This window comes from Oryzibacillus soli (assembly GCF_051594765.1).
GTDB lineage: Bacteria > Bacillota > Bacilli > Paenibacillales > NBRC-103111 > Paenibacillus_AR.
In genome coordinates, this window is sequence record NZ_JBPPGJ010000006.1 from 1 (window position 1) to 21,622 (window position 21,622).

Here is a 21,622-nt window from a genome sequence, read left to right on the forward strand (position 1 = left end):
CATCGACATCAACCGGGCAGCGTCGGAGCTGTACGATGCCGGCCAGGCCTTCGTCGGGCTGATCCGCAAGCAGCTGCAGGAGCTATTGGTCGACAATACGGACGATGCGGTCCGGCGGTATTTTGAAAAGCAGAACCGGATGCACCTGGAGAAGATGGTCGGGCGCCTGGCTGGAAGAAGGGATCCGGCGTGAGGTGCAGGATACCGGGATGCCAAGAACACGGCCTGATGGAATTCAGTATGTTGCCGGTCTGTGTGCAACATTCGGGGCAGCTGATCAAGGAGACCGATGAGTATTACGGGAGGAAGCGGAAGGACCGGCCGCTATACGCCCAGATAGCGCCGATGATCCGGCACAGCCGCCGGTACAGCAAGCAAGGTGAGCTGATGCGGATCCAGAAGCTCGCGGGACGCCGGCGGTGCTGATTAAACACAATGAATATCGAGGATCGAGGTAGACCATGGATAGATCTGGTGTTGCACTCATCATTTTTTGGATGTTCCTTGGAATTGCGATTTTGCTAAAAATCGGGCGTAAGTAGTTTCACGAATAAAACCGGAGGTGATGCCTCTATGGGGGATTTGTCGGCCCTTAGGGAGAACATATGTGCGGGTTGCCCCGGGACCATGTGGGGGGAGAGTGCCCGGTGCCGGGTCCACGGCTGCCACATCGGCCACGTTACGGCCTGTTACGAGTGGGATCATCATGAAGAGCTGGAGCAGAAACGAAGCATCGACCTCGCCTCCTTCCTCCTCCAGCAGATGGAGGCCGACATCAAGTCCTACATGTGGAATCAGCAGAAGATTCAAGACCTGGAGGAGCAGCTGGCCCGGATGGATGGAGAGATCGACGGGGGGCCGGCCTCCTCCCTGGTGGCCAAGTACGGCATCGAGGCGACACTGCCCCCGTGTACGGCCCCAGACGAGGAAGACGATGACCGGTACAGCTTGATGGTGACTCGGCTGCGGGAACTGCGGGAACGGGTGGATCGGGTTGATCGCGCCGCGGCTATGATCACGGATCCGAGGGAGCAGGTCGTACTGCAGGGACTGCTGCAGGGTCTGAAGATGACGGACATTGCGCTGAGGGCGGGGGTAAGTAAACGAACAGCAGAAAGAGACAGGCAAATCATTATCCGTAAGATGGTGCTTGGAGGGGATGGTTCAAGCATAGAATTTAACATCACGAGCCCGAGGTGATTATCATGAGTGATACAGATAAAGACGACATCAGGAATCGTGTATCGGTGGTGGTCCCTGGGAAGCACGGGATGATTGGATTCATCGTCCCTGAACGAAGGCCAACGCGTGAAGAACTCATCGAACTGTACCGGGGACTCATTCTTATCGAATTGGCCAGCAAACGAAAGGTAGCCACCGAGGCATGACGGTGGCTTTTCTTTTTGACTTTATGATATATTAGTATCAAACCAAAAAGATAACCCAAAAAGGATGGAGTATATGGCCGTTAGTGCAAGTTACTTGAAAAGTCTGGGTATTGAGTCCATTTTGAACTATCTGCGTAAGTCTCGGCAGGATGAAGAACGCGAACGGAGAACCGGAGATGATGTGCTGACTGAGCAGAAGCAGATCATGGACCGTGTCCTTGATCCTCTTGGCATTCCATACGATCAACGCACGGAAGTTGGATCTGGTGACAAAATCAGCACGCGGCCAGTGTTTCAGACTGTCATTGAAGACCTACGATCCAAGAAATACGACGCAATTGCTGTCAAGGAAATCTCCCGGATGGGCCGCGGCAGCTATACTGATATGGGAATTATCTATGATCTGCTTCGGGAAAATCGAATTTACATCATCACTCCATACAAAGTGTATGATCCGAACAATCCTTCTGACGCCCGGCAAATTCGGTTTGAGCTATTCCTTTCCCGCGAAGAGTTTGAAACGACGAGGGAGCGGTTGACGGGTGGCCGATACAACAGCGCCATGGCTGGGAAATGGGTTGCCGGACGAGCACCCTTTGGGTACACGTATAACAAAAATACTGGAAAATTGGTAATTGACGAAGAAGAGGCTGCCGTGGTCCGGACCATTTTTGATTTATACGTAAATGGCGTACCGCGGGAGGATGGGACTCGTCGCGATGTGAGTTTCAGGGCGCTGGCGACATATATTAAGCGGCACACCCCACTTCGTACAGCCAGAGGTTACGAAGAATGGCGGCCGATTCAACTGCGGAGCCTGTTAACGAACGATCGGTACATCGGTACCATTCGTTTTCGGACACACGAGACGGTTGGTGGAAAGCGAGTCGAACGCCCTGCAGAGGAGCACATCGTGGTTGAGAATTCACATGAGCCGATCATTGATATTGAGACCTGGGAAAAGGCTCAGGAGAAGGACCGAGAGTCGAGAGGCAAGCCCAGAACCAAATTGGAATTTGACCCATGCGAGTTGGCCGGCCTTTGTTATTGCATAGCATGCGGCCGTAAGATGGTACGCCAATTTAGCATCCAGAAATACACGACCAAAGCCGGTGAAATAAGTACCTACGAGAAGGAATTTCTGTGGTGCACGACCGCCGGTTGCACCTTTGTCAAATACCGTTCGATCGAGGAAGACCTCCTTGCGGCCTTAACTTATTTTGTCGAGCTAGATGATGATGACCTGTTTCAAGATCAGTTTTCTAAGATCTTAGCGGAACAGGAGCGGAACACAAAACGAATGACGGCTGCCGATCTTGCCCAACACGTGGATCAACGTCGGCGTGAGCTGAAAAACCGCATGAAGTTCATCTTTGAAAAATACGAGTCGGAGATCTATACAGACGAGATGTTCCTTGAGCGAAAAAGAGAAATCGATCAGGAACTGGCACAACTTGAGGCCATGAAAATCGATGAACCTGAAATGGCTAATCCCGTGATAGACCCGGCTGAGATTCGCAAGAACTTGTCTGCTGTGCTCTCAACGTATAAGTCGGCGACACATAAGTCAGACCGCAACAAAATCCTCCGGATGGTATTTCATCGCGTTGGGGTTGAAGTGTTGGAGAAAGGACGAGGCCGAAACCCTGCCAAACACATGATTTATCCAGAGTTGAAATACAACCTGCTGACCCCTTCAATATTTGGTACTATGAATGATTAACCTATGAACTGATCGTGGCGCACACCAACGAATCCGAGTACAAGTCGTTTATCGCCAACAAGAAGAACGAGGCGCTCCAGTCCCGGATGATCGTTATGCAGATTCCTTACAATCTGCGGGTGTCCGATGAGGAGAAGATCTACGGCAAGCTGATCAAGCAATCGGATATGAGCAACGTCCATATTGCCCCTCATGCGTTGAAGTCGGCTGCCATCTTCTCCATCCTGACCCGGCTGAAGGAGACCAAGAAGCAGGGCATGGATCTGGTCAAAAAGATGCGCATGTACGACGGCGAGGCCATCGAGGGCTACAAGGAAGCCGATCTGAAGGAGATGCAGAACGAGCATACCGAGGAGGGCATGACGGGCATCGACCCCCGCTACGTCATCAACCGGATCTCCAGTGCTCTGATCCGCAAGGATGTGCAGTGCATCAACGCGCTCGACGTGCTGCGGGCCCTGAAGGACGGCCTGGACCAGCATGCGTCCATTACCAAGGAGGAGCGGGAGCGCTACCTGAACTTCATCTCCACCGCACGCAAGGAGTACGACGAGCTGGCCAAGAAGGAGATCCAGAAGGCCTTCGTCTATTCCTTCGAGGAGTCCGCCAAGACCCTGTTCAACAACTATCTGGACAATATCGAGGCGTTTTGCAATTGGACGAAATGCAAAGATAGGGGATATATACAAGTTGGAAGGCTGACTGCAACTCCAGCCTTCCATTATTTATTTGACGGAGTGTTCGAGAAAAGTTGTGGGAGACTTACGGTCGGATAATAATGATAGTGCTTGTCTTTATATGAGTGGTTACTCCTGAAAATCTGGTTTCTATTTGTAGTGAACCTTCATCCCCACATAACAATGTAATGCATATCTTTCCGATAACGTTTTTGTATTCACGAACACTCACTGGCTTAAGGGGCACTAGCCCCGGATCCGACTGACACTTAACCATTGCAGATGCTTCTTCCCCGACATGCCTCATGCAGCCCAAGGGCCATCGAGCCCGCCGCGTGAATACGGTGTTGGTGTTACCGCCTTCTTTGAGTTGCTATCTTTATTTACTCTTTTCCAGAAAGTATCTTTAACAATATATTCTTATAGTCTTCTGCTACTTCATACAATGAATTAATATTATCAAGGAAAAGAGAATAAACCTCTCTAAGTCTTCGATCAACATTATTGTTATTTATTAAGATTGCATTTTTTATCTCATTCCCTATACTTTCGTAGGGGGTATGCAGCCCATCATTTCTAACTTTTCTTATATGTTTTTCAATTAAATTAATAGTGATGTGATCGCTCTCAATAAACTTATAAATATTTCCGTCAATGAATTCAATCATTTTAAAGAATTCTGATTTCTTGGATAATTTCGGAATTGTCTTATATCTCTTGTATTCAAGTTCTTTATTCATTTCTTTAATAATTAAATGCGTGCTAGATTCAATATAAGAGTACACGTTCGAGTATTCTTCTAGCAATGTTCTATTTAATAGTTCTCCAAATGAAAAGAAATATCCCTCAAACTCTTTTAATTCTGACTCAGTCTCAGGTTTGAAATAAGTATTTAACACTGTTCTGCTGTAAATATCAATTTCAACTTCATCTGGCATAACATCTATTATTGAGTCAAATTCAGTGCTAATATTATTCCATTTGTGTTTAATGATATTAACGAGGACATTAAAATTCTCTTCGATTTTATTCATTTTTGCTCCCCTAATGTTTTTGGAATTTATTAATTGCGGTAATTTCACTAATGTTGTATCCACGAACTCTCACTGGCTTAAGCCGCGTAAGCGGCGGGTCGAAGAATTAGCCAGTGCAGGGTTGTACGTCTGAATCCGCTTCTCCGAAATGCCTCGGATGGACCTAGGGGGCGCCAGCGACCGCCGTGTGGATACGTTGTTATCTGAAGTACCTGTCTTCATTGAATAATCCACTTTAACTCTTGAACTTATTTCTTTGGAATTTAATGATCTTATCGAGTCTTTCATCCCAGTCACTACCCAAATGAGAGTTCAAAAGTACATTAATACCTTCATAATTAATAATTGTAATTCTCTGATCAATATTTTTAAGTGCGTTATTTGCATAGCCAGTGCAAAATATTACACCTCGATTGATCTTATCATCATTGACGGTATAAGCAAATGTTTTAACATGTTGATTACTTAGTTCTGTAGTATTGTATAACTTACATTCGATATAAACACGTTCTTCCCCATCAGCTCGCGTTATTGAGGCTATGATATCTTTTCCTCCGTCCCTTGTCATAGAAGTCCATTGTGTTTTGTACCCCATCCTCGAATACAAGTACTCTATTAACCACTCAAATTCTACAGGTTGTAGATTCAATAGATTCCTCTTGGGTTTATCTAGATGTATAAATCTGGCATAAATGATCTTTACACATTGACTAATTCCAATTATCCTATCATCCGGAAGATTAGGCTGAGAGTACGCATAACCTTCCAAAGATATTACTGCTTGATAAGGCGAATACGGTAGTAGCTCTAAAATCCAAGTAACACCCTCCCAGGCATCGTTACCATTTCCTATTCTTTTATACATTTCATTAGAGTCCATACCTGATAATAATTCTTGAAGTTTTGGATTCAACATCTGGTCGGAGCTCTTTAAGTTTTGGTACAGCTTAAAATATTCAACATCAGTATTTCTGTGTACTGGAACCAGCAGACATCGTAATAATTCTTTTACCTCACTTATTGTTTTGGTATTAATTAATTCAATATATTCTTCAAGCCACTCCTCATAAGGAATCCTTAACTGTGGGTATACAAAATCCCCTTTACGTATTAATTCAAACCATTCATTGAAATTTTCGAAATTTTCTGTATAAAAATCTTGTAGATGTTCCATCTTTAGTTTCCTTTCTCTATATCACTTCGAATGATCTATCAATTTGTTAATTTCTGATAAAGTTATATATAATCATTAAATTTCCATATCTTCTAAATAAAAAATCCCCTTCATGATAAATACCTAGACTATATTGTAATTCGAAATCCTTCCATAAAAATTCATTAGTTTTCAAATTCCCCCAACTACAATGCACAGCTTCAGAATAATTAATAAATGCTCCATCAGTATTCAGTACAAAATATATCTTGCTGTTATTAGACAATGTGTATTTGTTATTAGGATTAATATATATATCAAATAATGCCACTGATTCATCAAATGGAAAACTAACTCCTATTGGGAATATATTAACTAAAAATATTTTGTGGTTATCCTCAATAAATAAAAATTGATAATACTCTCTGGTAACAGTTAATAAGAACGCAGTAGTATTATTTGGCTCACAATCATCAATGAGTGCCACAATAGTCGTCTTGTTATTAACATTAAAATAAAACATAGACGGATTATTAATAAATTCAGATAATTCCTCTCGTGTTGGGTATTTTTCACGCTCTGCTTCTATTTTTTTATAAGCAGGGTACGTTTCGTGAAATATTTTATCACTCATTTTTACACCTCCGAGTTTACCAAGTAATTACTTTCAAGTACTGTAAGGGTTTTCGATAACGTTCTTTTATTCACGAACCCTCACTGGCTTAAGGATCGTTAGCCCCGGGTCCGACGGACTTAACCAGTGCAGGGTTGTCTGCTGAATACGCTCCTTCGAAAAGCCTCTTGCAGACCAAGGGCCTCCAGGCTCGCAGAGTGAATACGTTTAGGCGATGGATTAGCCCTCTCGAGATACTTTCACATTGATTTTATTTTAAGTAGTCTTACAATTTCATTCTTTCTTTCCTTGTTGTATCTTAAATTACTATCTTCATCATTACTCCCAAATTTCCATATTGAGTTTGATAGTCCTATAAGATTTGAAGATGCATTTTTAATATTATTTCTACTTGGTATTATTCGTAGGATCGTAAAAAGATTATAATATGGAATTGTGTTTGAAATACCGATTAATTCACTTGCTAGTTTCCTAAATGTAATAGATACTTCATCAAGTCGATTGACTAGCTTTTCATCTCTTGCATTCTCTTCGTTATAAGTAAATTGATTTGAATAGATATTTGCATAATAAACGAGTTGGACTGAAATCTGAGATCGTAGCTTTCTAAAGTCTGAAAGTGGTTCAATGATATATTTAAGTATTATTTGACTAAAAAAGAAAACAATTAAGCCGCTTATTACAGTTAGCGTAGAAGTTATTATCGCAGTTTGAAGTTGCATTTGTCTTTTTCCTTTCTTTGCTAAATCGTTAGCCTAACTGCTTTTTCACGAACTTCAATGATTGATCTTTTCAGGTAGTTATTCGGGACCTTAAGCAGGTTGTCTAACGCTTTACCCGGTTAGTATAATTCTGTCTCCCATCAAGATAACTCAATCTCCAGCTCAAATTCATAAGGGCCTTTCCATTCTTTCTCGCGGTTGTACCGGATTTCCTTAATCACTGATTTTAAAGCTATGTTCTTTTCCTTAGCGCTCTTGGAGGTGCGTAGTACTTCAAGAATGTGTTCGATAGCGGGGATAGTTTTAGACTCGATGCCCATCTGTTGGCGTATTGCAATAACTTTTTCTTCTGCCTGGGTCAGATCGGCTTCGACCTGTTTTACTTGCTCTTGAACGGCTTTCATCCGTTCTAGGAACTCGTCTTTGGTATAGGTATCGTCTTCTAGAAGATCATGAAGTCGATTTTTCCTCTTGTGCGCCTTCGTAAGTTCCTCTTTCAGCTTCTCCACACGTTTCTCCGCGAGATTAGCCACTAATTCATCATCTTGCTTTTTCTTTTCCCGGTACCTGGTGTTCCTCTTAAGCTGCTCAAGAATCTGCTCTAGTTGGCTTAGGACCACTTCTTCCACTTTATTTAAAGCGACCATCTTCTGCCCACATCGGTTATGGGAATCGCAATAGATGTAGATGTTCGGTCGATTTGACGGATTATTGGCCAGCATGGCCTTGCCGCACTTCTTGCAGCGCAGCAGGGTGGCAAAGGCATTCACTTGCTCATGGTCCTGACGAACGGGAACTTTCACCCTAGACTTAATTAAGTCTGCGACCTTGTCGAAGGTCGGCTTATCAATGATGGCCTCATGAGCGCCTTCTACCACCGTTAGAAGCGACGGGTCATTGATCTTCTTAGTCGTATATCGTCCATCGTCTTGCTTGGTCCATTTGACCCGACCATAAACCTGGTCACCCGTATATTTGGGGTTGTCCAAGATTTTTCGAACGGTGACATGGCTCCATTCCCTTCTGCCGGAAGGATTAGGGATACCCATTTCCGTCAGTCGATCAGCGATTGCAACCCTCCCCAGTCCGTCTAGGCACCATTGGAACATAAGCCGAACGATCTTGGCTTCCTCCTCGTTAATGATGAGTTTCAGGTCCTTCCCAACCATATAGCCGTATGGGGGCTTGGTAGACATGTTCTTGCCTTCCCTTGCCGAACGCTTCTTACCGTTAAGAAGACGTTTCTTAATCTGCTTGTATTCCATCCTGGCAAGGAATGTTTTGACCTCTACGCTGAACTCGCCGGATTCCTCATTCATGTCGTATGTGTCGGTGGGGGTTATGATTAATGTACCGGAACGTCTGAAGGCCCTTTCGATTAATCCTTGGTCCATCTTATCGCCGCGGCCAAGCCGGTCAATGTCCACAACAAGAACAGCGTCGTATTTTAGACGGTTGATGTTTTCAAGTAGCTTCTGCATCTCCGGGCGGGCTGCGATCATGTCACCGGAGACCACTTCCTCGTATAAGTCCAATACGTTATGCTCATCCCTTTTGCAGATAGAGAGTAGCTCTGTACGGTGCTTTCCAAGGGTGTCGTACGCCTCTCCTCGGGCTGTAGCCTCCCTTTCTTGCTGGATGTCAGCTTGGCTTTTGCGGAGATATAAGGCTACATCAAGATTCTTTAATCGATTCATAGAGCAGTATACCTCCTGTCAAAAATAGTGGTCCACGCAGTGTGAACCGTTGTGTTGTCGATATTTGTCGTATAAATATTTATAAATTAAGAAATTATTTACATCTGTTACTATAAAAAAAGAACGGCTCTTCTTTCTGAACCATCCAACGAGATGCCAAGTATTCGCGGCAGTTGAGTATCTGTAGGTATTGAAGCTAAGTTGCATTTCCCAAATTTCAGCCCAGATTGGTGTGAGTACCTGCTGTTACCGGAGTTGTTTAAGCAGGTACTTTGTCTGAGATAAGTACATAGGCAGATTTACTTTATTTTTGTTGGTTATCTTTCGCTGACTTCACGTGCTTTAACATTTTGAGCACGTCTTCCAACGTTTCCTTGGACATTCCTGAAGCTGTCCGAAGTATGGCTGTTGCCTCTAGCTCCACACCCAATTCATGTATTTCATTATATAGTTGAACCCACTCCGCCGGCATGTTTGAGGGTTTTCCAATAGAAGAGGGATCATCAGTCCTCCCCAAAAGGTAGTCCACATTCGTCTCAAAGAAATCAGCGATTTTTTCAGTGATCTCAAAGCTGGGCTCTCGTTTCCCTATTTCATACATTGCAAGTGTACTCTTGGCAATATTTAGACGAGCAGCAAGTTCACTTTGGGAATAATTTTTTCTTAATCTTAATTGCGTTAACCGATCACTGAAAACGCTCAACTTGATCACCTCTTATTCAAAGATACATCACGAAATGTGATTAATAAATGATGGTCACGAAAAGTGATTTTTATTATTGACAAGATCACGAAACGTGACTATCATATAGACACGGAGTTCACTAAATGTGATCGATTGGTGGGTGATAAGGTGAAATATAAAAATTCAAAGATGATACATCTAAGAGGTACTAAATCTCAAAAGGCAGTGGCTGAAGATCTGCAAATACCAGTTAGTACATACGCAATGATTGAGTCGGGGCATCGTTTTCCTAGACGACAACTCCAAATGAAACTTGCCGCTTATTTCTGTGTAACAGTTGATGAACTTTTTTTTAGTTCAAACGATCACGAAATGTGGTCGAACAAAATATCTTAATTTCCTAGTATCCGATCTTATCGATCAGACTGTTTCAGCAGTAGTCATGTCATCTCCGTGCCGGAATAGAGAGGAGGCTTTTCCAATGTCAAGTCATTCACAGCTTGTCCCCAAACATACCTTAGTACCAGGGGGGATGGGGATGGATAAGCAACCGGACAAAGTGGTTTACCTTCACAACGGACAATGCAAGGTTTCATTATTCAACGGTGAACGCCTGAAGTGGTGGACCATGACTCCGGATGAAATCCAAGCTGACTTTGACAAGGGCTTGGAACAGGGAGATCCCGTGATGATCCGGATGAACAATGCTTTCTGTGACCTTATCGATTCCTACACGAGGCAACTGACCGCAGCAGCAAAGGAATGATGTAGGACAGGGCTGCCTAAGCCCTGCATGAGTGGACAAGCCCCCGCATGAAGCTTGATGGCCACGTCCGTGCTGTACCGCGAAAATTGCTGTAGAACCCAAACGAACTATTGCTGAATTTGTTTCATGAACTCATCTAGTGATATTCCGAGCTGCTTGGCAATCACCCGAATATCCAGAGTTGTCTTCACCACATCAGACCCTTTCCAAAAAAAATGCCCGCCAAGATAAAGGGTCATCCGGCGGGAAAAATGGGATTGTCATTGGCAATTTCATCATACCTCGCTGGTATGTCCAGCAAAAGGCGGAGTAATGGACAAAGAGGTGCCTATAATGGGAGTTTTCGGACAAAACCTCCAGCAGGCGATGGAGGAACGGAACATCACCGCAAAAGCGTTCTCTTCGAACATCCTGCACGTCGATCCTTCAACACTGGGAAAGTACATCAAGGGAACAAGGAAGATGCCACGACAAGCCATGCGGCAAGCTATTGAGCAGTTAGACGATCCTTTCATTGCCTTGGCCGCGCAGGATGAAGTTACCGGCGGTGCCAGTGTGCCGTACCTGAACGGCTCGCATGCAGACCTGAACAAGGGCATCACCCACCTGAAGACCATCGAAGAGGTGGACGAGGCCCGTGAAGCCCTGAGCCGGATCCCGATTACGAAGCGCCGGGAGCAGCTGACAGAGCAAGACAAGGCAGCCATTCGGGCGGCCATCATGGAGTGCATCGAGGCCATCACCGCTCTGACCATGCATGTGGCGATTCTTTGTAAGGAGTACTGCTTTTCTTGGCTGGGCCTGTGGCGGGAGCACCGCAAGGAATTGAAGAGCAAGAAGTATATCGCGTGAGGGACTCGAAGTGAAGGACAAGCTCTTCGTGATCTGTTGTCTAGCCGCAATATTAAGTTATCTCATTCCAACTATGGTGGTGTTGATCGAATGACCAGACGTAAAGCCGAAGCGTACCAACGGCTGAGCTTCCTCTGTTATTGCCTCGCGGAGCTGCAGACAAACCCGGGGATCAGTGACCCGGAAGTCCGGCCCGCCGCCGAAGATTTCCTGAACGGACGGATCGCGGAATTGGAACAAGCGCTTTTTGGACAAAAAGAAAAAGCCGCCGGCCAGGGCGACTCATTCTTCAGAACCTTAGAAAAAATGCCTGATCTCAGTATACCCGCTTGGAGTCGGAGTGACAAGGTCCCCTATTCCGTTGGATCCCATCTTGAAAGGGTGGTAGAAGCATGAATTCTGAGATGCGATTAAATGATGTAGCAGTCAAGGAGGAACCATACCTACCTACTCTGATGGAGCTGGAAGCGATGGAGCGCAGTGTGTTTGAAGAGTGGATCCATCAAGCATCCCATGAATTGCAAAAACGGCAGGAACGCAGGGACCCGCTGTTTCTATTGAAGAAGAGGATCGCCGAGATTATCAGTAATCCTGTATTAACAGAAGTGCAAAAGGAAGCCTGTGTTCTCCATGAGATCGAGTGCTATATGTGGGCTCTTAGTCAGTCTCGATGATAGAGACCAGCCGTACCTTGCATGGAACAGTAGAGGTACATCAGAAATATGCTTATTCGATCACCAGCTCCTCAACAAATTCCAATATTCGCCAGAAAATAACCAATCCCTCTATATGGAGATGATGATTTTTGGAAAACCAATACTTTCCCCAGCACCTGCTCCATAACCGCTATTGGAAAGGACTCATTCATATCTTCAGTCACCACGACAAGCTTCGGAGGTATCTTACTACAGATTACATCGATACGAACTCCTGCACGATCTATGCTCAGAAATTGAAGAAGCTCTCCGCGCCCTGGAGCCAGTCGGAGAAGTTCATGCTGCATCTTGCTCTGCATCTATTCAACGAGCGTCACAAGGTCAATCTGTCGGATATGGATTATCTGGACGCAACCAATAAAGAGATCGCATATAGAGCCATTCAGAAGCGTTATGGGTTGTGAATTTTGGAGGCAGGAAGGGGGTGATCCCACTGAAGGAAGCCTATTATTTCTCACATGACAGCAATGCGCGTAACGACCCCAAGATAGGGGCCATGCGGGCCGTCTACGGCTCGGAGGGGTACGGCTGGTATTGGGTCCTGATCGAGATGATGCGAGAGGCGGATCAGTACCGCTTGCCCTTGCAAGGGAAATACATCTGGGATGCATACAAGAAGCAAATGGAATGCAAATGCATCGAAGATGCACAGCAATTTATCCAAGATTGCATCACGGAGTTCGAATTATTCGCCTCGGATGAGTCTTGGTTCTGGAGCAAGTCCCTGCTCCGAAGGATGGAGAAGAGGGAGAAAACCTCCGAGAGGAGGAGTGCAGCCGCGAATGCCCGATGGGACAAAAGCCGCGAACAACAAGGCCCTCCGGATTCAGACATGCAAAGTGAGAGCAAACCGGATGCAAATGCATTGCAAGAGACATGCACCCCGGATGCATTAAAGGAAAGGAAAGAAAAAGAAAGGAAAGGAAATAAAAAGACATCTTCTCGGCACTCCTATGCCGAGGACAGTCCCTATTACCGAATGGCCTCTACCTTTCATCAGCGAATCATGGCATACGCCGAGGGGATCAATGTTGGGCACTTGGTACGGAACGCGAATATGCAGGTGTGGGCGGATGATTTTCGGAAGATGGTGGAGATTGACGAGCGGGACAAGGAAGAGATCCATCAGGTGATGGACTGGATCTCCCGGAACACCTTCTGGCAGCGGAATATCTTGAGCCCGGACAAGCTCCGGCGCCAGTATTCCAGAGTCTGCATCGAGATGGCCGATTCCACACACAAGGGAGGGCAAGGACATGCGCAGGGCAGTCGATCCGGCGGGTACCGCCGCCATGCTTCGGGAGATTCGAGAGAGGGCCAACCGTTATCAATCTCAGATCAGGAGCTCACCCAACTCTTCGCCGTCGGGAGCCAGTAAGTGCCCTTACGGCCTGTGTGACGGGGAGGGAACCATCAACTCCTTCCGGTGGGTGGAGGACGAGCAATACCGTTACAAGGGGAACGTCATCCGGCATCAGGTGGCCGTCGTGGAGCCGTGCCGTTGCCACATGGACCAGATCTTTGAGAAATACAACGCCTCCGCAGGCATGAAGCCGGATGAACGGCTGCGGACCTTCGAGATCGCCGTGATCGATGAGGAGAACCGGACGGTTTTTACCCAGTGCCGCAGGTTCGTGGAGCATATCGAGGAGCACCTGGCGGCCGGCAGCTGGATCTACATCTGCGGGGACGATGATCGGGCCCGCAAGGCCGGGAAGTCCGCCTATGGCACCGGGAAGAGCTTCATCACCCATTGCATGGGGAACTACCTGACCCAGCATCGCCACCGGGCCATCTACACCACGGAGGACAAGCTATTCGAGGAGATCAAGGCCACCTACAACCGGGACAGCGACGAGACGGAATCCCAGGTCCTGTGGCGGTACGAGAACGTGCCGATCCTGCTGATCGATGACCTGTTCAAGACCAAGACCACGGACTGGACTGAGGACAAGCTCTTCCACCTGCTGGACAAGCGGGTGTGCCCGGGGAAGGTGACCATCATCAACAGCAACTATGCCCCGAATCGGATCGAGCTGACCCTCCCCAAGAACGGGTCCGCCATCGCCAGCCGCATCATCGGCCAATCCATCCTGATCGAGATGATCGGCCGCGACCGCCGCCGCGACCAGGCAATGAAACGGCGGAGGGAGGAAGGGGCATGAGACGGACTGAGACCGATGACTTCTCTCCTGAGCAGTTAAGCCGGCTGATAGCCGAAGAGTTGGAATGGCAGAAGGAGCAGTGGAAAAAGGAACTGCTTGAAACCTTGTACGGTGGTGATGATTTGTGGACTACAAGAGATTGAATTGGTTTTATGTCCAGAGCGACAAAAGTATGGAGGAAGTCGCCCAGATCTTCGGATGCAGCCGTAGACACTTGAACCTGATCATAAAACGTCAACGGGAAGCCAGTCCAGCAGCATGGCCGAAACGTAATGGTGCGCCTCCTGGGAGGAAGTTGGGAAAGGGGAAGGGAACATGCCTCCAGTAACCGGAGTAATCAGCGACAAACGCAAGGGCGGCATTTCACGTCTTTTCATGCAAACAGCGATTATCGGCCTGTTGGATCAAGGGTTGAGCTCTAACGAAATTGCAAGGGCATTTCAGATGGATCTGGCAGACATCAGTTTAAGAAGGGATGCTATTGGATTGAAAGATACCCGAAGGGGATGCGGGCTTTGAAGAGGCGTCTTCTGATGACGCTCGATGATTAATTTACGAAGAGGAGTTGTTACAAGTGGTAAAAAGAGAAGCCGTCGTAGATACAACGGCTAAGAACTGTACAAAATGCGGAAAAGAAAACAAACAAGACTATAAATTCTGCACAAAATGCGGCAATCGCTTTTAGAGTTTAAAATCACCGAGATCAATCACATCATGTTGAAGATTATGATTGCATTTCGTGCAAAATTTAAGATCAAGTCTATAGTGAACCGACTTGCATTTATCACACTTAATTACAAGTTTGGATCCACAGTAACCACAAAATTTATCCTCTGCATCATAGGATGAAAAATTGCAATCATTGTTGGAACAGCATCTTGTAACAACATCATTATAGACACCCGACAATGTTTCCACCTCCAATCAACTATGAATAATATTAACAGATCGGAAGCGAAAATTGGAAAAATATAAGAGTCGGATGACACACAATGAATATTGAAATCCATGGGAGGGGTGAAGGCATGCTAGAGACCCAGCCTATCAGCTTCTCTGAAGCTTGCGAATTCGTGAAGTAGTACCCGACGCGGCCCAGAATGGATGAGCATCCAACCGGCCAAAAGACTCTGTGGGAAGTTCTGGCGGAGTGAGCACCATTTGAATGTTTGGATACATCAGGAATGAGGTGAATGGAATGGATTACAAGGACAAGTCCCGCGCAGCAACAATCGAAATATTGAAGGCATATGCGGACGGTTCTGACCTTGGCCCATGGCAAGTTGCCTATAGCGGCGGAAAAGATTCGACAGTAACGGCCGCGTTAGTATTACGTGCGTTGCTTATGATTGGACCGGAAAAACGCAATCGCAAAGTCTACATTACTTCTGCTCAAACGAAACTTGATTTAACTACTGACCCGACAAAGCAGCATGAATTCGAGAAAATGCGAAAACTTATCTTAGATAACAATCTACCAGTGGAAATTGCCGAGGTCTCTGCAAGCGAACGAAGTGAATTTTTATTCTGTGTGCTAGGCCTCGGATACCCTTTGCCCCATAACGGGAGCAAGGAGAGATGGTGTACACATAAGCTGAAGATCGAGCCGCAGCATAAGTTTATGAAGGCTCTTAAGCCATCACTAACAATCGTTGGGGTTCGGATCGCTGAGTCGATAAGCCGAGAGGCTAAAATAAATGAATTAACCGGCGAAAACAAATATTTCGGAAACAATAGGACCTTCATGCCAATCGTACACTTCACGGTTGAAGACGTATGGAGCTATCTGGCCGAAGAGAAGACACCATGGGGAGATGCTGAAGAAATCAGCAAGCTTTATAAGGATGCAACTGGTGAATGTGGTTTGAGACGTCGAAAGGCCGGGTCAGACGAGGATAGCGGAGATGCGTGTGGTGCCCGATTCGGATGTATTATTTGCCCGGTTGTGAAGATCGATAGAAGTACGAGGGAACTATCTAAATTGCGTCCATGGTTCGAACCATACGCCAACATCCGCGATGAGATGATTCAAATGTTCAAAGATCCGAAAAACCGAGCCGGATACCGAAGAAACGGAAAAAAAGAGGGGTACGGAAAAGGCACATTCTCCGTTATGGCCCGCATGAAACTTTTCGAAAAGTTTCTTCAAGCACAGGAAGATAATCGAATATTGGCAACGATGTTCAAAACAGAGCCGCAACCTTTAATAACTGATGGCTTGATAGACCGCATTAAGGAGCAGTGGAAAGCAGATTTAGAGGAACGGCCTTGGTTAGAAAGCGAGGAAGAACTTGGGCAATTTTTCGATGAACGATTATCTGGAAGGAAAGACGGGTTTCAGATCACTTGGAACCCATATTACAACACATCGGATGCCATGTAGATATGAGCGTTCGTGAATATCGAGGATCTGGAGGAGGATAGCTGAAGAAAAGATGATCAAGCCGAGGTTAGGTGCATTGCGGATTGAGCCCGGGGAACACGTACCAAGGGGCGTATCCTACATCATCGAGGATCCCGGCTACCCCGGTAGAGGGTGTGCCTGGGTATCTGGCCGGGAAGGGAGGTGAGCCCATGGAGCTGAAGACTGCATAAAGAAAAGAACCTCCGGGAACTGTGTGGACAGGGGCCGGTGGTTCTATAAGAACAAACATTCCTCTATAAAAATATACCACAAAGGTGGACTGAGGAGAATGTTGGCATTGGCAAACTGGTATCAAGAGGAGTTGTTTCCTAGAGCGACAGCAGCGGAGATCGAGGCGGCCAAGAGCATTCTAAGAAAATATAAGCGGATGCGCGGCGTCATCGATTCGTATAGTGAAAGAGAGGCAGAATTGTCTTCCAAGGAGCTGGACGCCTATCAGAAGTTCAAGCATCTTGTGGAAAGAATTGAACAGGCCGTAGCCTTGATTCAGGACCAGGATAGCAAGCGAATGATTGAACGTCGTTTTATCAATGGTGTTCGATGGAAAGATACGGTCCTTTATTTCAGAAGCTGCTACAGTGAATCCACCGTTGACAGACGAATCAACAAGGGCATAGAATCAGTAGCTGAAACTTTGAAGTTGTGGGCCTGATCGAGAGTGAAAAAAGTGGGTGTAACCTGAGGGGAAGTCGCGGGGTAGGTGAGGGTTATTACAGGGTACAGTTGGTTCATAGGGCAGAAACGCCCGGGTGAACGCCAACTGTACCCTTATCATATGTGGCACTCGGTCATGCTGTGGGCTCTAGGAGCCTTAGACGCTAGTCGTCAATGGTGTGAAGATGAGGCGGGGTTGGAAACCCCAGCTTTTTTCATTACTTGTCCAGAGGATCGGGAACAACCCGGCCCTCTGTGGAAGGAATGAAGTTGTATACGTGCGGTGTAGGCTGATTATAGTGGAACCACAGGAAAAAGTGCCCATATCATAGGTATTTTGATTTAATTGCTTAAGGTGTTGTTACATTCGAGCGTAATAATGCGTCTTTTACAATAATGGGACAATTTTCAATGGATAACGAAAGAGCTATCAATTTACAGAAAGATAGTTCACTGGGAGGGTAACTCGATCATGAACAAAATGAAAAAGATTGCGTTAATCGGTGTTGTATGCTTGGCAAGTATAAGCGGTGGTGTACTCATATTTGCCAAAGGCGAATCCCCTTGGGTCACTCCCCAACGAAAAATAAGTTCAGAAGAATTCCAGCAACTTAAGCTTTCGACTGAATTAATTATTAATGAATTTGGTGAGTTTAAGCGGACGTTGAATGCTCCCGAGGTGCAGCCAAGCGAAGTAGCCCATGATGAAAAGGCAATTAACCAGCATACTAAACTGTTGGTTACCGATTATGGTGTATTTGTGAAGCAAGAGTAGGTACGGTTCCCATTGGAGGGCATCTGGAATAGTGGAGATTTAAGGTACAGATGAAAAAGACGAATCCACCCATTTTTTAGCATGAAACATGCGGAAGAGTCCAGCCATTGGCTTGGGCTCTTTTTGTGCTGGGTAATGATCACACAATTGGGGGAAGGGGCAGGGTGAGCCGTGTGAAGAATATGCAGAGATTAACCGGTCCGCCGGATCGGGAAAAGCCGGAACTATGTCGAGGCTGCATATGGGGTCTTTGGGACGGAGTGAAAATGTTTTGTCCCAAGCTAAAGTGTATTAGGGACGGAGGGAGTGAATAGAACATGGTCAAGCGTAGACAAAAATGGTGGAAAAGACTGATGAAGAAACTGGCCATCCTCTCTCCGGGTATACCCGTGAACCGTGAAGAGCGCAGGCATGGCCGGGGGTGGTAGGGTTTGAACACCGTCGAACCGATCCGTGACCGCGAGATTATTGCCAAGATCAAAGAAGACTTGAAGAAAAGCTCCATCCGGAATTACGGGTTGTTCGTTCTGGGTATCAACACAGCCTTGCGGATTTCCGACATCTTGAAGCTTAAGGTGGGAGATCTGAAAAAGCCGAACTTGTACATCCGGATGACCAAGACCGGCAAGGAAATCACCTTGCCTATTGACGAGTACATGAGACGCGAGCTCCGGCCACTCATGGAAGGGAGAGAGGATAGCGACTATCTATTCCCCTCCAGGCAAAAGAAGACTGAAGGAGTAAGAAAAAGCATCGACCGCAGCCAGGCTTACCGAATCTTGAAAAGAGCGACTAAGAAATACGGCCTCCATCGAGTTGGAACCCATACGCTGCGGAAGACCTTTGCGTATCACCATTACAAGGATAAGAAAAACGTCGCCGTGCTCATGGATCTGCTGGGTCATCAAGACGAATATGTAACCCTTCGGTACATTGGCATTGCCCAAGATGACATCAATTCCAGCATGCGGGGCTGGCGTCTATAACCGGACCAAAATCCCAAGCGTTTGGGAATATGTCGGGCGGTGCATCATATTGGGAACTTGTTGCACTCGTTTTTTGTGGATCGCGCAAAGCCTTGTGAATTCTAGGAAAGAGCCGATTCCGCGAGTGCATCACTCTTATACATATGGTGTACTCCGTTTTTATTCAATTCATGCAGAAATCGGGGGCAAATTGGTGGAGACTAGTATAAAAACAGGCCGTAAAAACAAGCCTTTATTCGGTGAGTAGGCGTTATGCATGGCTGAATATTTATGCAGGAGGTGCTTTGGATGGCAGATCGGGCATGGCGGCCGTGCAATAAGCATGGTTGCAACACTTTGACCCGTTCCAGATACTGCGATTCGCACCAGAAGGAACATCACTTGCAGTATGACCGTAACCGTGGGAGTTCCAGTGAACGAGGTTATGGCAGCCGATGGAGGAAGTATAGAGAAGACTTTCTTAAGAAACACCCGCTCTGCAAGACCTGTAAAGATTCAGGGGTCCTTTCGACAGCTGATGTGGTGGACCATATAATCCCGCATCGTGGGGATCAAGATCTTTTTTGGAACCCCGAGAATCATCAAGGGTTGTGCTTCATCTGCCATAGCAGAAAGACTGCCAAAGAGGATGGAGGCTTTGGTAATAAGTCACAGAGATAAGTCCTATATTTTGTAAGAAATAGTTGTTACATGCCCATTTGTGTTGGATAATAATCCTAATATAAACTCATAAGTGGGTGGTACTAATTGAGTGAATTAGTAAAAAATCAGCACTATATACCCCGCAGTGTCCTAAAACACTTCTCTTCTGGTGAAATGCTCTACGAATATCTTGTGAATGGCAATAAGGAGCCGTATAAAACAAACTATCGTAATTCGATGACCGAGAGGTTTACTTATGAACACCCGGAATTGGAGCAAAATCGATTAGAAAAGCACTTTCAAAGCCTAGAAGACGAATTTGCACCTGCATTAGTTGAAACAATTCGATTAATCGAATTGTATGAAACGGGACAAGAATCAATTGATGTCGTAAAACAACATATTGAACGTTACATAAATACAATTATTATTTACTACTATAGAAGTGGAGCCCTTCTTCACGAATTTTCATTTGGACTAAATAGAAAAGAAGTACGAGTAGAATTATTATTGGACAAAATTAGTCGAGCAAAATATATACAGGATCTTGGAGAGACAATTTGCAAATATTACCAGTTTGCAATAATAAAGAGTGAACAAGGGCAATTTTTAATAAGTGACCAGTATCTGTCAACTGTAGCGTTGCGTATAAAGAGTAGATTTACAAACAGTAGTAACAGACATATGGGAATGAAAGATGTGATGATCTTAGTACCTATATCTAGTTATTATTATTTTGTTTACTACAATGGTAAAAAGCCTGATTTTATTCAACCAAACAGACTGAATTTGCTTACTTCAAAGGAAGTGCAGGATATTAACGGTGTAATTATTAACAATTCCTATAACAAATGCGTTGGTAAGGACCTTAACGCATTGCTGGAAGCTGTACCGTTCTTTTGTTGGGCTTCGCCTTCATCATTTTTCTCGGGCAATGGTCGTGGGCAATATACAGGATCGACTTTGAAGAAAGAAATATTTTACTACGATAAGGATAAGAAGGCATGGGACTTATTCCTTAACCCACTCCATGAGAAAATCTATCATCATCTAAGTCGCAATGATAATTGCGGTTGCGGAAGCGGTCAAAAGTTTAAGAACTGCTGCTATGAATATTATGAAGAGGTTAAACGTATTTGGAGATCAATCGGCCCAGGTATGCGACTTAATCAAGATGTGAGGGTACATCCCGAAGCTGTGGTTGAAAAAAGTATATTCTCATTTTAACAGGAAGTATCAAAGAGACAGTTTTGAACACTTTAGTGTTCAATGACTGTTTTTTTGTTTATAAGAACAATAATTCACCCAGGGGGGCACCCCAAAATGTGCGGATACATCGCTTATAGACCGCGTGTCCCCTTCGTTTGAAAAAAATTCCCCACTGAGAATTCGCTAAAAGGAGGGTTTGAGATGCCAGGACGGCGGCAGCCTATTAACCTGCTCTTGCTGAAGGGCAAAAAGCATTTAACCAAGGCAGAGATCGAGGAGCGGAAGAAGTCAGAAGTGAAGGCACCGGCGGATAAGGTGAAGCCGCCTTCCTATCTTCCAACCACCTTGCGCAAAGAATTCAAGAAGATCGCGGATGAGCTCCTGAAGATCGATGTCATTTCTAATCTGGACGTGGATACGCTGGCCCGTTTCGTGTTGGCCCGTGAGCAATACCTCCGGATCACGGAACTACTCCGCGATACCAACCCGTTACAGACTGCTCAGGATGAGCAAGGGAATTGGGTAAGTGTTGGAGCAAACCCCATGTATGCGGAGCTCCTGCTATCCCAGGACAAACTTTTCAAGCAATGCAGACAGACCGCCTCCGATCTGGGCCTGACCATCAGCTCCCGTTGTAGGCTGGTGGTACCGAAGCCGGAAGCAAAGGGCGAAACCGAGTTTGACAAGCGGTTTAGGGAGGTATGATAGCGGTGCTTGGTTTG

At 45.8% G+C, this 21,622-nt stretch carries 27 protein-coding genes and 2 pseudogenes; 23 read left to right on the forward strand and 6 right to left on the reverse strand.

The window, feature by feature from the left end:
* From ACSEXW_RS09355 to ACSEXW_RS09375, 5 genes and pseudogenes are all read left to right on the forward strand, one after another.
* Nucleotides 1-193, forward strand: a 193-nt coding sequence (locus ACSEXW_RS09355; protein ID WP_438445873.1) for a hypothetical protein, incomplete at its 5' end; no start/stop codon positions are given.
* A gap of 35 nt (nucleotides 194-228) precedes the next feature.
* On the forward strand, nucleotides 229-426 hold the full coding sequence (locus ACSEXW_RS09360) for a hypothetical protein (protein WP_438445874.1): 198 nt from the start codon (nucleotides 229-231) through the stop codon (nucleotides 424-426).
* A gap of 147 nt (nucleotides 427-573) precedes the next feature.
* Nucleotides 574-1,200 (forward strand): helix-turn-helix transcriptional regulator, encoded by a 627-nt coding sequence (locus tag ACSEXW_RS09365; protein ID WP_438445875.1) that lies wholly within the window; start codon nucleotides 574-576, stop codon nucleotides 1,198-1,200.
* 261 nt (nucleotides 1,201-1,461) lie between these two features.
* On the forward strand, nucleotides 1,462-3,111 hold the full coding sequence (locus ACSEXW_RS09370) for a recombinase family protein (RefSeq protein WP_438445876.1): 1,650 nt from the start codon (nucleotides 1,462-1,464) through the stop codon (nucleotides 3,109-3,111).
* A 5-nt stretch (nucleotides 3,112-3,116) separates the two neighbouring features.
* Nucleotides 3,117-3,785, forward strand: a pseudogene (locus tag ACSEXW_RS09375) (protein prkA); the annotation flags it as partial.
* A 386-nt stretch (nucleotides 3,786-4,171) separates the two neighbouring features.
* Here ACSEXW_RS09375 and ACSEXW_RS09380 read toward each other — a convergent pair.
* The 6 genes from ACSEXW_RS09380 to ACSEXW_RS09405 form a co-directional block, all read right to left on the reverse strand.
* A complete protein-coding gene (locus tag ACSEXW_RS09380) occupies nucleotides 4,172-4,822 on the reverse strand; it encodes a hypothetical protein (protein WP_438445877.1) in 651 nt (216 codons plus the stop codon).
* 235 nt (nucleotides 4,823-5,057) lie between these two features.
* Nucleotides 5,058-5,996, reverse strand: coding sequence for a restriction endonuclease (locus ACSEXW_RS09385; RefSeq protein WP_438445878.1), 939 nt, complete (start codon nucleotides 5,994-5,996; stop codon nucleotides 5,058-5,060).
* Nucleotides 5,997-6,042: 46 nt separating this feature from the next.
* Entirely contained in the window at nucleotides 6,043-6,609 is a 567-nt protein-coding gene (locus ACSEXW_RS09390) for a hypothetical protein (protein ID WP_438445879.1), read from the reverse strand.
* A 239-nt stretch (nucleotides 6,610-6,848) separates the two neighbouring features.
* Entirely contained in the window at nucleotides 6,849-7,331 is a 483-nt protein-coding gene (locus tag ACSEXW_RS09395) for a hypothetical protein (protein WP_438445880.1), read from the reverse strand.
* A gap of 140 nt (nucleotides 7,332-7,471) precedes the next feature.
* Nucleotides 7,472-9,028, reverse strand: coding sequence for a recombinase family protein (locus ACSEXW_RS09400; protein ID WP_438445881.1), 1,557 nt, complete (start codon nucleotides 9,026-9,028; stop codon nucleotides 7,472-7,474).
* A 304-nt stretch (nucleotides 9,029-9,332) separates the two neighbouring features.
* Nucleotides 9,333-9,731: a helix-turn-helix domain-containing protein gene (locus ACSEXW_RS09405; RefSeq protein ID WP_438445882.1), complete on the reverse strand. Its 399-nt coding sequence runs from the start codon at nucleotides 9,729-9,731 to the stop codon at nucleotides 9,333-9,335.
* Between the two features lie 171 nt (nucleotides 9,732-9,902).
* On the opposite strand from ACSEXW_RS09405, the gene ACSEXW_RS09410 reads away from it, so the two are divergent.
* From ACSEXW_RS09410 to ACSEXW_RS09500, 18 genes and pseudogenes are all read left to right on the forward strand, one after another.
* Nucleotides 9,903-10,109, forward strand: a complete 207-nt coding sequence (locus ACSEXW_RS09410) for a helix-turn-helix transcriptional regulator (RefSeq protein ID WP_438446119.1) — start codon at nucleotides 9,903-9,905, stop codon at nucleotides 10,107-10,109.
* A gap of 142 nt (nucleotides 10,110-10,251) precedes the next feature.
* A complete protein-coding gene (locus ACSEXW_RS09415) occupies nucleotides 10,252-10,479 on the forward strand; it encodes a hypothetical protein (RefSeq protein WP_438445883.1) in 228 nt (75 codons plus the stop codon).
* Nucleotides 10,480-10,812: 333 nt separating this feature from the next.
* Nucleotides 10,813-11,331, forward strand: a complete 519-nt coding sequence (locus ACSEXW_RS09420) for a helix-turn-helix domain-containing protein (protein WP_438445884.1) — start codon at nucleotides 10,813-10,815, stop codon at nucleotides 11,329-11,331.
* 90 nt (nucleotides 11,332-11,421) lie between these two features.
* Nucleotides 11,422-11,727: a hypothetical protein gene (locus ACSEXW_RS09425; protein ID WP_438445885.1), complete on the forward strand. Its 306-nt coding sequence runs from the start codon at nucleotides 11,422-11,424 to the stop codon at nucleotides 11,725-11,727.
* A complete protein-coding gene (locus ACSEXW_RS09430; protein ID WP_438445886.1) occupies nucleotides 11,724-12,005 on the forward strand; it encodes a hypothetical protein in 282 nt (93 codons plus the stop codon). Before ACSEXW_RS09425 ends, ACSEXW_RS09430 begins: the two co-directional genes overlap by 4 nt.
* A 131-nt stretch (nucleotides 12,006-12,136) precedes the next feature.
* Complete coding sequence (locus tag ACSEXW_RS09435; RefSeq protein WP_438445887.1) at nucleotides 12,137-12,451, forward strand: hypothetical protein; 315 nt, start codon at nucleotides 12,137-12,139, stop codon at nucleotides 12,449-12,451.
* A gap of 20 nt (nucleotides 12,452-12,471) precedes the next feature.
* Nucleotides 12,472-13,263, forward strand: a pseudogene (locus ACSEXW_RS28570) (DUF4373 domain-containing protein); the annotation flags it as partial.
* A gap of 40 nt (nucleotides 13,264-13,303) precedes the next feature.
* Nucleotides 13,304-14,212 carry a DnaA ATPase domain-containing protein gene (locus ACSEXW_RS09450; protein WP_500797270.1) on the forward strand — a complete coding sequence of 303 codons (909 nt, stop codon included), beginning with the start codon at nucleotides 13,304-13,306 and terminating at the stop codon, nucleotides 14,210-14,212.
* A complete protein-coding gene (locus ACSEXW_RS09455; RefSeq protein ID WP_438445888.1) occupies nucleotides 14,209-14,355 on the forward strand; it encodes a hypothetical protein in 147 nt (48 codons plus the stop codon). Before ACSEXW_RS09450 ends, ACSEXW_RS09455 begins: the two co-directional genes overlap by 4 nt.
* Before the next feature lie 172 nt (nucleotides 14,356-14,527).
* Nucleotides 14,528-14,731 carry a hypothetical protein gene (locus tag ACSEXW_RS09460; protein ID WP_438445889.1) on the forward strand — a complete coding sequence of 68 codons (204 nt, stop codon included), beginning with the start codon at nucleotides 14,528-14,530 and terminating at the stop codon, nucleotides 14,729-14,731.
* 55 nt (nucleotides 14,732-14,786) lie between these two features.
* A complete protein-coding gene (locus ACSEXW_RS09465) occupies nucleotides 14,787-14,897 on the forward strand; it encodes a zinc-ribbon domain-containing protein (protein ID WP_438445890.1) in 111 nt (36 codons plus the stop codon).
* A 510-nt stretch (nucleotides 14,898-15,407) separates the two neighbouring features.
* Nucleotides 15,408-16,592, forward strand: coding sequence for a phosphoadenosine phosphosulfate reductase domain-containing protein (locus ACSEXW_RS09470; RefSeq protein WP_438445891.1), 1,185 nt, complete (start codon nucleotides 15,408-15,410; stop codon nucleotides 16,590-16,592).
* A gap of 310 nt (nucleotides 16,593-16,902) precedes the next feature.
* On the forward strand, nucleotides 16,903-17,286 hold the full coding sequence (locus ACSEXW_RS09475; RefSeq protein ID WP_438445892.1) for a hypothetical protein: 384 nt from the start codon (nucleotides 16,903-16,905) through the stop codon (nucleotides 17,284-17,286).
* A 474-nt stretch (nucleotides 17,287-17,760) separates the two neighbouring features.
* Nucleotides 17,761-18,063, forward strand: a complete 303-nt coding sequence (locus ACSEXW_RS09480) for a hypothetical protein (RefSeq protein WP_438445893.1) — start codon at nucleotides 17,761-17,763, stop codon at nucleotides 18,061-18,063.
* Nucleotides 18,064-18,494: 431 nt separating this feature from the next.
* On the forward strand, nucleotides 18,495-19,049 hold the full coding sequence (locus tag ACSEXW_RS09485; RefSeq protein WP_438445894.1) for a tyrosine-type recombinase/integrase: 555 nt from the start codon (nucleotides 18,495-18,497) through the stop codon (nucleotides 19,047-19,049).
* A 288-nt stretch (nucleotides 19,050-19,337) separates the two neighbouring features.
* The gene (locus tag ACSEXW_RS09490; RefSeq protein ID WP_438445895.1) at nucleotides 19,338-19,709 is read left to right on the forward strand and encodes an HNH endonuclease; all 372 of its coding nucleotides are present in this window, start codon (nucleotides 19,338-19,340) and stop codon (nucleotides 19,707-19,709) included.
* Between the two features lie 87 nt (nucleotides 19,710-19,796).
* On the forward strand, nucleotides 19,797-20,918 hold the full coding sequence (locus ACSEXW_RS09495) for a DUF4238 domain-containing protein (RefSeq protein ID WP_438445896.1): 1,122 nt from the start codon (nucleotides 19,797-19,799) through the stop codon (nucleotides 20,916-20,918).
* Nucleotides 20,919-21,101: 183 nt separating this feature from the next.
* Nucleotides 21,102-21,605 carry a phage terminase small subunit P27 family gene (locus ACSEXW_RS09500; RefSeq protein WP_438445897.1) on the forward strand — a complete coding sequence of 168 codons (504 nt, stop codon included), beginning with the start codon at nucleotides 21,102-21,104 and terminating at the stop codon, nucleotides 21,603-21,605.
* Nucleotides 21,606-21,622 lie beyond the last annotated feature (17 nt).